This is a genomic window from Pseudomonas sp. R28(2017), assembly GCF_002112505.1.
Lineage (GTDB): Bacteria > Pseudomonadota > Gammaproteobacteria > Pseudomonadales > Pseudomonadaceae > Aquipseudomonas.
Genome location: NZ_NEHW01000027.1, coordinates 1 through 10,697, shown reverse-complemented (window position 1 = coordinate 10,697; position 10,697 = coordinate 1). Strand labels below are relative to the sequence as shown.

The following is a 10,697-nucleotide window of genomic DNA, read 5'->3' as shown; positions in this document are numbered from 1 at the left end:
AAGGAAGAGCGCCACGTGGAATCCGACGTCAGACGAGTCCAGCTCAACCACGATCCGCGTAGTCAGCATGACGATCCCCTGCTGGACTGTCTGCTGACCCTGTGCGTGTTGCATCAGAAACCCGCCAGCCGAGTGATGCTGACCACTGGATTGCCCCTGCCGGCTCAGCGCCTGAACCCTGAGTTGCTGCCCCGTGCCGCTGCCCGCGCCGGGCTGCAGGGCCGCCTGCTGCAGCGCAAGCTGGAGCAGATCCCGAGCATTGCCATGCCGGCCATGCTGCTGCTCAAGGAAGGCCGCGCCGCGGTCCTGCTCGGTTGGGAAAACGCCGACACCGCACGCCTGCTGCTCAGCGAGAGCGACGGTGGCGAGGTGCTGGTCAGCCGCGAGGCGCTGGTAGAGGACTACAGCGGCAAGGTGTTCTTCGCCCAGCCGCAGCACAAGTACGACGTCAACCACGGCAATCTCATCCCGCGCGCCAAGTCCTGGTTCCGTGACACCCTGCTGCGCAGCAAGTGGCTGTACATCGACGCCATCGCCGCCAGCCTGGTGATCAACCTGATCGCGCTGGCCGCGCCGCTGTTCGTGATGAACGTCTACGATCGCGTGGTACCCAACCAAGCCACGTCGACCCTGTGGGTGTTGGCGGTGGGTATTACCGGCGCCTACTTGTTCGACCTGATCCTCAAAGGGTTGCGTAGCCTGTGCCTGGACCTGGCGGGCAAGAAGACCGACCTGATCATCTCCTCCACGCTGTTCGAGCGCATTGTCGGCATGTCGATGAAGTACCGCCCGGCGCGGGTCGGCAGCTTTGCCCAGAACATCCACGAGTTCCAGGGCCTGCGCGACTTCCTCGCCTCGCTGACCCTGACCAGCCTGATCGACCTGCCGTTCACCTTGATCATCCTCATGGTCATCGCCATCATCGGCGGCCACCTGGTGTGGATTCCTGTCCTGGCCTTCCCGTTGGCACTGGGCATCGGCTATGCGCTGCAAAAACCGCTCATGGCGACCATGGAAAGGACCATGGCACTGGCCTCCGAGCGCCAGTCGAGCCTGATCGAAACCCTGGCCGGGCTGGACGCGGTCAAGGTCAACAATGCCGAGAGCGAACGCCAGTACATGTGGGAACAGACCCTCGGCACGCTCAGCCGCCTTGAGTTGCGGGTGAAAGTGTTGTCGGGCCTGGCCATGAACATCACCCTGATGATCCAGCAGATGGCCGGCGTGGCGATGATCTGTGTCGGTGTTTACCTGATCATCGACGGCAACCTCAGCATGGGTGGCCTGGTGGCTTGCTACATGCTCAGTGGTCGCGCCCTCGGCCCGCTTGGCCAGTTGAACGGGTTGCTGGCGCGTTATCAACAGGCCAAGGTGACCATGGCCTCGACCAACCAGATGATGGAGCTGCCACAAGAGCGCAATTTCGAGGAACGCCCGCTTAGCCGCCAGGTGCTGCAGGGCGCCATCGAGTTCCGCGGCGTCGATTTCACCTACCCCAACCAGCAGAACCAGGCCCTGAAGAACATCAGCCTGAATATCCGCCCGGGTGAAAAGGTCGGCATCATCGGCCGCAGCGGTTCGGGCAAAAGCTCGCTGGCCAAGCTGATCGTCGGCCTGTACGAGGCGGACAATGGTTCGCTGCTGGTCGACGGTGTGGACATCCGTCAGATCGACGTCAGCGAGCTGCGCCACAACGTCGGCTACGTGCCGCAGGACATCCAGCTGCTGGCCGGTACCCTGCGCGACAACCTGGTCAGCGGCGCCCGCTACATCGAGGACGAACTGATCCTGCAGGCCGCCGAACTGGCCGGTGTGCATGAATTCGCCCGGTTGCACCCGGACGGCTACGAGCTGCAGGTCGGCGAGCGCGGGCAGAACCTTTCCGGCGGCCAGCGGCAGAACGTCGCCCTCGGCCGTGCGTTGCTGCTCAACCCGCAGATCCTCCTGCTCGACGAGCCCACCGCGGCCATGGACAATACAGGCGAAGAGCGCCTCAAGCAGCGCCTGCAGGCGGTGATCGAGAGCAAGACCGTGCTGCTGGTGACCCACCGGGCCTCGCTGCTGACGCTGGTCGACCGGCTGATCGTCATCGACCGCGGCCAGGTGGTCGCCGATGGCCCGAAAGCTGCCGTCATGGATGCACTGAAGAAGGGGCAGATCAGTGTTGCATAAGCTCGAGATCGGCCAGTTCAAGGACAGCCTGCGGCGCTATTTCAAGGGCTCCGATTCGCTGCATGGGCAACCGCTGCCCGAGGTCAACAAGGCGCTGATCGAAGACGCCCCGCGTGTCGTGCGCCTGACCATCTGGGGCGTGATCGCGTTCTTCCTGTTCCTGATCGTCTGGGCCTGCTTCGCGCCCATCGATGAAGTGACCCGGGGGGAGGGCAAGGCCATCCCGTCGTCCAAGGTGCAGAAGGTGCAGAACCTGGAGGGTGGCATCGTCGCCGAGATCTTCGCCAAGGAGGGGGAAGTGGTGGAAGTCGGTCAACCCTTGCTGCGCCTGGACCAGACGCGCTTCATCTCGAACAAGGGCGAAACGGAGGCCGAACGCGTGGCCATGGCCTTGCGCGTCGAGCGCCTGAGTGCCGAGGTCGAGGACCGGCCGCTGACGATCGACGACAAGCTGCGCGAGTCTGCACCCAGCCAGGCGGCCAGCGAAGAATCGCTGTACGCCAGCCGGCGGCAGCAACTGAATGACGAGGTCAATGGCCTGCAGCAGCAACTGGTGCAGAAGCAGCAGGAGTTGCGCGAGTTCAATTCCAAGCGCGCCCAGTACGCCAACAGCCTGCAGCTGCTGCGCCAGGAAATCGGCATGTCTGAGCCGCTGGTGGCCAAGGGGGCGATTTCCCAGGTCGAGATCCTGCGCCTGCGCCGTTCCGAAGTGGAGACCCGTGGCGAACTGGACGCCACCGAACTGGCCATCCCGCGCGCCGAGGCGGCGGTGAAGGAAGTGCAGAGCAAGATCGAGGAAACCCGCGGCAAGTTCCGCAGCGACGCGCTGACCCAGCTCAACGAGGCGCGCACCGACCTGAACAAGGCCACCGCGACCACTCAGGCGCTGGACGACCGGGTCAACCGCACGCTGGTCACTTCACCGGTGCGCGGCATCGTCAAGCAGTTGCTGGTCAACACCATCGGCGGGGTGATCCAGCCAGGCAGCGACATCATCGAGATCGTGCCGCTGGACGACACCCTGGTGATCGAAGCGAAGATCCTGCCCAAGGACATCGCCTTCCTGCACCCGGGGCAGGAGGCCATGGTCAAGTTCACTGCTTATGACTACACGATCTACGGCGGGCTCGAGGCCAAGCTCGAACAGATCGGCGCCGACACCATCACCGACGAAGACAAGAAGACCACTTACTACCCGATCCGCCTGCGCACCGGGAAGAGCCACCTGGGCAGCGACGACAAACCGCTGCAGATCATCCCCGGCATGGTCGCTACGGTGGACATCAAGACCGGCAAGAAGACCATCATGAGCTACTTGCTCAAGCCGATCATCAAGGCCCGCACCGAGGCCTTGCGCGAGCGCTGATGAGGTCTACGGCCCTGTAGACAGTACCCTGTGGGAGCGGGCTTGCCCGCGAACACTGGCGAAGCCGGTGCCATCCACTGCGGCGCCTGCTTCGCGGGCAAGCCCGCTCCCACAGGGACCGCGTCGGTTTGCAGAATGCGGTTCAGATCAACCCGCTGTCCTCATCTTCCTGGATCAGGTTGTTCAAGCTGCCCAGCGCCTTGCGCGCGGTGGAGCGGTTGAGCAGCTTGGCCTGGGCGCCGGCGGGCAAGTCGGTGATGCTGATCACGCCCTTGGTGGTCAACACATCGATCAAGTCCTCCAGCACGCGGATCATGTCCAGGTCGCTCTGCTTGAGCTGACGCAGGCTGGTCTCGACCACGTCGTCGGCAAACCATTCGAGGATGTCGGCATGGTCGGCCGGGAGCATTTCCGTGAATTCGGCATAGGGGGCAGCTTCTACCCGCAGCAACTGGCCGTCGGCGTCGCGTTGCACGTAGAACATGGCGTCGTCCCTCGTCACGATGGTTCCTTAGTTGGTAATCCGCAGCATAGGCAAAGTTCACCAGGCAGGTGAGCCCGGCGCGTGAGTATGCGCTGCGCGAGGAAGTCAGGGAAGGCCGCCCCCGCGGTGGCCAGGCCTGGCCACCGCGGGGAGGGATCAGTGATCGACCTTGATGGTCGGGTCGGCACCGCTGATCAGCGAGTTCACCGTGGTATTCGACCAGTTCACGCCTTCGAGCTTGATGGTCACGTCGGCGCTGCCGCCGGCGTTGAGCTTGCCGTCGGAGCTGACCTGCAAGGTCGAGGTGCCATCTGCGGCGGTGGTGATCTTCAGGTAGTTGTCGATGGTGCTGGCCGTCTCGCCCTGCAGCAGGTCGTGCAGGTCGAGGCGGTCACCCTCGCTGGCCTTGAAGTCCTTGATCACATCGTTGCCCACGTCACCTGCCTTCCAAACGAACAGGTCGGCACCGCTGCCACCGATCAGGATGTCATTACCCTGGCCGCCGATGAGGGTGTCGTTGCCGCTGCCGCCGAGCAGGATGTCATTGCCCTTGCCGCCATCGAGGTAGTCGTTGCCACCCTGGCCGAAGATGATGTCATTGCCTGCGCCGCCGATCAGGGTGTCGCTGCCGTCGTTGGCCCCGGAGATGTCGAACTCGGTGTAGTGCTCGCTGACGTACTGGTGCATCGCCCGTGCGTCCACGTCACCGACTTCGACTCCGGTCTTGCCGGCGACATAGGCCTGGATGGCCTCGACGCCGGTACCAGCGATCGACGGGAAGGTCACCAGGTCGCCGAAGATGATATCGTTGCCATCGCCGCCGTTGACCGTGTCGTTGCCCGGCAGGGTGGCCTCGGTGTGTCCGAGGATGGCATCGGCGAGCTTGCTCGGGTCGATGTTGGTCTGCGGCTTGCCATCGGAGTCGTACGGCTTCAGGTCGCTGGTATTGACGCCACTGTTCAGGCCGATCGCCTCGACGTCGGACAAGGCCGAGAGGATCTTGAAACTGTCGGTCGAGTTGGACAGCGTGTCTTTGTCGGTGGAGTTACCGGTACCGGCCAGTTTCGACAGCTCGTAGCTGCCATTGCCTTCGGCATGCAGTTGGCCGGACGTGCTGTAGGACCAGCCGTTTTTGTTGCTGTATGTCTGCACTTGCAGATTGCCGCTGCTGTCGATGCTGATGTAGTTGCTGTTGTTGATGTAGGCATTGACCGTCATGCCCGCCTTGTAGTTGATCGAGGCGAGGTAGTCGTCCATGGTCACGCCGGAGTTGCCCAGCGTCGGGTTGGTCTTCTCGTTGGTCTGGTAGTAGGTCGGCTGGCCGTCAGTAATGAAGAACGTCTGGTTGCTGCCGGTGCTGCCGCCATCCTTGAGAGACTGGAACCAGTTGGCGGTGGTCTTGAAGGCATCTTCGTAGTTGGTGCCACCGCCGGACGACAGGTTGTTCAGTGCCGCCAGCAGGGTTTTCAGGCCTGCGTCGTTGAGGGTCACCGAGACCGTGCTCTTGACCTGGGTGGCGAAGTCCACCAGGAGGATGTTGACCACGCCCGACTGGGCGCCTTTGACGCTGGCGGCCAGGGTCTTGAAGACCGACTCCAGCGAAGACTTGGCCGCATTCACGCCCGACGAGCCCATCGAGCCCGAGGTGTCGACGATGAAGGCGATGTTGTAGTTCTGCCCCGGTACAACGTGCAGACCATTGACGTCCGACACGATGATGTCGTTGCCATCGGTGCCGGTGATGGTGTCGCTGTCGGACGACAGGTTGCTGGTGGTGTAGGTCTGCGGGTAGACCGTGACCTTGATAGTGCCTTCGGTGGTCGCGGTGCTGCCGCCGACGCTTTCGCTCGAGGTCGAGCTGACCTTCACGTCGAACTGGCCCTGGTAGTAGGCCGGTGGCTTGATGGTCAGGCTGCCCAGGTTCCAGCCGGTGACATCGACGGCGCCGCTGCCCACGGTGATGGTGTGGCCTGCGCTGTCTGCCAGTACCGAACCTGCCGGGATGCCCGAGAGCTTGACACTCAGGGATTCCGAACCGTCGGTGTCGGTCAGTGCGGTGTTGATGCTCACCAGTTTGATCGGTGCGCCGTTCTCGCCGCCTTCGTTGAGCTTGTAGCCGTCGTAGTAGCCCGTGCCGTTGCTGCCATGCAGGTCGGACACCGTCACACCGGCATTCGCCAGCGCGCTGACACTCGGATACATCGGGATGTTGGTGCTGTTCAGGTCGGTGACCGCACCTTTGTCTACCTGGATGTTGATGTCCAGGCTGCCCGGGCCCGCCTGGTTGGCGCTGTAGATTTCCAGGGTGTAGTAGCCGCTGGTGGTCGGCGTGAAGCTGCCAGAGATGGCACCGCTGGAGTTGGCCCAGATGGCGCCGGCAACGTTCTTGCCGCCGATGACGATCTGCAGGCTGTCGTCGGCGGTGCCGCTGAAGGTATAGGTCTTGCCGGCTTCCAGGTAGATCAGGCCGGAGGTCTTCGAGCCCGAACCTGCGGTGATGCTGGCCGTGGTGTCGACCGTCGTCACGGTTTCGGTCTTGCCGGCCTTGCCGGAGTTGGCGAACACGTTCTTCAGCGCGTCACCGGTGATGCCGTTGCCATTGGTGCCCAGGTCCTTGAGCGAGGTCCAGGTTTCCTTGGTCAGGCCCAGCGAGTTGACGCTGTTGTTGCCGATGCTCAGCGTCGGGGCGTCGGCGACCGGCTTGATGTCGACCTTCAGCGTGGCCTGGGTGCCCGCATCCTTGCCGTCGGTAGGCGTGTACTTGATCTGCGCGTAGTCGGCCTGCTTGTTGCCCACGCCGGTGCCGCCGTAGCCGTCGACGCCAGATTCGTTGGTGGCCGGTACGAACTTGAGCTTGCCGGCGGCGATGTCGGCCTGGCTGACGGTCTGGCCGGCCTTGACGTCGGTCCAGGTCGAACCGACCAGCAGTTGCAGTTTGCCGGCGCCTGGCAGGGTGTTGATGGTCACGCCCAGGCTGCTCAGCGGCGAATCGACGTCGCTGACGTTGAAGTCGCTCCAGGCCAGTACCAGGTCGGTGTCCTCGTTGCCGGTGACCGCGCCGCCAGTGGTGGTCGGCGCATCGTTCACGGCAATCACGTTGACCGTGGTGGTCGCGGTGTTGGAGGTGTTGACACCATCGGTCACCGTTACCGTGATGATCCGTGGCGTAGTGCTCGGGTCTTCGCTGGTGTTGATGAAGGTGATGTTCTTGATCGCCTGGATGTAGTCGGCCAGCGACGCAGTGCCGCTCAGGGTCAGCACCACCTTGCCGTCGGTGCTGTTGGCATTGATGGTGATTCCGTTGACGCTGTTGCCCAGGTTCAGGGCATCGCCTGGCTGACGGTTGGTCAGGGTCACGGTGGCGCCGGTCAGCATCGAGCTGTCGTAGTCGGTGATGCTGACGTCGACATCGCCGATCGACACACCCTTGCCGTTTTCGGTGAAGGTGGTCTGGTAGTCGGCGCCGGCCTTGCCGCTGGAGTCGTTGGCGTCCAGGTCCAGCACCGGGGCTGGTTCGTAGATGACCGTGGTGGCGCTGCCGGCGCTGCCGCTGATGGCCAGGTTCTCGAAGTTGCCGCCGGTGGCCGAGTCGATCTTGACGGTGAACTGCTCGGGGCCTTCGGTGATGTTGTCCTTGATGGTCGGGACGGTGAAGGTGGCCGTCGAGCTGTTGGCCTTGATCACCACGCTGACCACGCCGGTGTAGTCGGCTCCGTTGCTGGCGGTGCCGCTGTAGCTCAGTTTCACGGTGACGTCGGTCTGCGCCGGGTTGGTCAGCGTCAGGGTGTAGGTGGCCGTGCCGCCCTCGGCCACTGCGGCGGTGCCGTTGATGCTGAGGGTGGTGGTCTGGATGGTGTCGGTCACGGCGGTGACCGCAGGCTTGTCGCTGACGGTCAGCTGTTCGAAGTTGCCACCGGTGGTGCCGGTGATGGTCGCCGAGACGTTGCCCGCGTCGATGTACACGTCATCGGCCGGGGCCGCGACGGTAGCGGTGCCAGAGGTCTTGCCGGCATCGATGTGGATCACCGCGCCGTTGCTCAGGGTGACGGTCATGGCAGTGCCGGCCTTGTTGGTCAAGGTGGCGGTGTAGGTGATCTGGCCACCTTCGGCGACCGTCTGAGTGGCGCTCAGGCTCAGGCCGGTGTTGTCGATGGTGTCGGTGACCTTGGTTTCGACGAACGAACCGTCGGTAACCAGTTGCTCGAAGTCGCCACCGGTGGAGCCGGTGATGTTGACCTTCAGCGTGCTGGCATCGATGTACGGGTCATCGGCCGGCGCGTTGATGGTGACACTGCCCTCGCTCAGGCCTTTGCCGATGGTGATGACTTCACCATTGCTCAGGGTGATCTTCATCTCGGTGCCGGCTGGGTTGGTCAGCTTGGCGGTGTAGGTGATCAGACCGCCTTCGGCGACCGTCGACGTGGCCGTCAGGCTCAGGCCGGTGGTGTCCTTGGTGTTGGTGCCGTCGGTCACCGTGGTGCTTGGGGTACCGGTGGTGACCAGTTTTTCGTAGTTGCCGCCGGTGACGTTGGTGATGCTGTTGGTCAGCGGCGCATTGGTGTTGTAGACGTTGTTCGGTGCGGTGTAGTTGACCGTGCCGCTGGTTTCGTTGACACCGATGGTGATGGTCTGGCCATTGGCCAGGCTGATGACCAGCGGCTTCTCGGTCACCGGCGAGGTCACGGTCGCAGTGTAGGTGACCACGCCGCCTTCGGTCACGCTCGGGGTGGCGGTCAGGGTCACGGTGCTGGTGTCGATGGTGTCGGTCACGGCGGTTACCGCCGGGGTCGCGCTGACGTTCAGCTTCTCGAAGTCACCACCGGTGGTGCCGGTGATGGTCGCCTTCACTTCGCCCGCATCCACGTACACCGTGTTTTTCGGTGCGTCGACGGTGACAGTGCCTTCGGTCTTGCCCTTGGCGATGGTGATGACGGCGCCGTTGCTCAAGGTCACCTTCATTTCGCTGCCCGCCGCGTTGCTCAGCTTGGCGGTATAGGTGATCTGGCCACCTTCCTGGACGGTACCGGTCGCGCTCAGGCTGACGTTGGTGGTGTCCAGGCTGTTCGGGTTGTCGGTCACCGTGGTGCTTGGGGTACCGCTGGTGACCAGCTTCTCGTAGTTGCCGCCGGTCACGCCGGTGATGCTGTTGGTCACCGCCGGGTTGGTGGTGTAGACGTTGTTCGGCGCCACGAAGTCCACGGAGCCGGTGGTCTGGTTCAGGCCGATGGTGATGCTCTGGCCGTTGGCGAGCGAAATCACCAGCGGCGAGCCGGTGACCGGTGCGGTGACGGTAGCGGTGTAGGTGATCACGCCGCCTTCGACCGCCGATGGCGTGGCGGTAAGGGTCACAGTGCTGGTGTCGATGGTGTCGGTGACCGAGGTCACTGCCGGGTTTGTACTGACGTTCAGCTTCTCGAAATCACCGCCGGTGGTACCGGTGATGGTCGCGCTGACGCTGCCGGCGTCCACGTACACGGTGTTCTTCGGCGCATCGACAGTAATGGTGCCTTCGCTCAGGCCCTTGGCGATGGTGATGACTGCGCCATTGCTCAGGGTGACCTTCATCTCGCTGCCGGCCGGGTTGCTCAGCTTGGCGGTGTAGGTGATCTGGCCGCCTTCCTGGACGGTACCGGTCGCCGTGAGGTTGACGTTGGTGGTGTCCAGGTTGTTCGGATTGTCGGTGACCGTGGTGCTTGGCGTACCGGTGGTCTCCAGCTTCTCGTAGTTGCCGCCGGTGGTGCCGGTGATGCTGTTGGTCAGCGGCGCATTGGTGGTGTAGACGTTGTTCGGTGCGGTGAAGTTGACCGAACCACTGGTCTCGTTGACACCAATGGTGATGGTCTGGCCGTTGGCCAGGCTGATGACCAGCGGCTTCTCGGTCACCGGCGAGGTCACGGTGGCGGTGTAGGTGACGACGCCGCCTTCGGTTACGCTCGGGGTGGCGGACAGGGTCACGGTGCTGGTGTCGATGCTGTCGGTAACGGCGGTTACCGCCGGGGTCGCGCTGACGTTCAGCTTCTCGAAATCACCGCCGGTGGTGCCGGTGATGGTCGCGCTGACGCTACCTGCGTCCACGTACACGGTGTTCTTCGGTGCATCGACGGTGACGGTGCCTTCGCTCTGGCCCTTGGCGATGGTGATCACCGCGCCATTGCTCAGAGTCACCTTCATCTCGGTGCCAGCCGGGTTGGTCAGCTTGGCGGTATAGGTGATCTGGCCGCCTTCCTGGACAGTATTGGTGGCTGTGAGGGCCAGACCGGTGTTGTCCAGGTGCGCCGGGTCGTCGGTGACCGTGGTGCTTGGGTTGCCCGAGGCTTCCAGTTTCTCGTAGTTGCCACCGGTCACACCCGTGATGCTGTTGGTCAGCGGCGTGTTGGTGGTGTAGACGTTGTTCGGCGCGATGTAGTCCACCGAACCAGAGCTGGCGTTGACCGGGATGGTGATGGTCTGGCCGTTGGCCAGGGAAATCACCAGCGGCGTACCGGTGACTGGCGCGCTGACGGTGGCGGTGTACACCACGGTGCCGCCTTCGGTCACGCTTGGGGTGGCGGTCAGCACCACGGTGCTGGTGTCGAGCGAGTCGGTAACGGCAGTGACTGCCGGGGTCGAGCTGACGTTGAGGTTCTCGAAATCACCACCGGTAGTTCCGGTGATGGTCGCTTCGACCTTGCCGGC

General features: G+C 63.4%; 4 protein-coding genes. 2 read left to right on the top strand and 2 right to left on the bottom strand.

What is annotated here, in order from left to right; translation table 11 throughout:
* Positions 1–15 precede the first annotated feature (15 nt).
* A complete protein-coding gene (locus CAF78_RS27270) occupies positions 16–2,172 on the top strand; it encodes a type I secretion system permease/ATPase (RefSeq protein WP_085691069.1) in 2,157 nt (718 codons plus the stop codon).
* Positions 2,162–3,538 (top strand): HlyD family type I secretion periplasmic adaptor subunit, encoded by a 1,377-nt coding sequence (locus tag CAF78_RS27265; RefSeq protein ID WP_085691067.1) that lies wholly within the window; start codon positions 2,162–2,164, stop codon positions 3,536–3,538. The genes CAF78_RS27270 and CAF78_RS27265 overlap by 11 nt, the downstream gene beginning before the upstream one ends.
* Positions 3,539–3,680: 142 nt before the next feature.
* Here CAF78_RS27265 and CAF78_RS27260 read toward each other — a convergent pair whose 3' ends face one another.
* Together CAF78_RS27260 and CAF78_RS27255 are read right to left on the bottom strand one after the other, a co-directional pair.
* Positions 3,681–4,022, bottom strand: coding sequence for a tryptophan synthase subunit beta (locus tag CAF78_RS27260; RefSeq protein ID WP_085691065.1), 342 nt, complete (start codon positions 4,020–4,022; stop codon positions 3,681–3,683).
* A gap of 156 nt (positions 4,023–4,178) precedes the next feature.
* A partial coding sequence (locus CAF78_RS27255; protein WP_256576954.1) for an immunoglobulin-like domain-containing protein occupies positions 4,179–10,697 on the bottom strand: 6,519 nt, incomplete at its 5' end.

What these genes read in the sequence shown, in the direction of transcription:
- CAF78_RS27260 (WP_085691065.1), bottom strand. Translation starts at nt 4,022, where the DNA reads ATGTTCTACGTGCAACGCGACGCCGACGGCCAGTTGCTGCGGGTAGAA.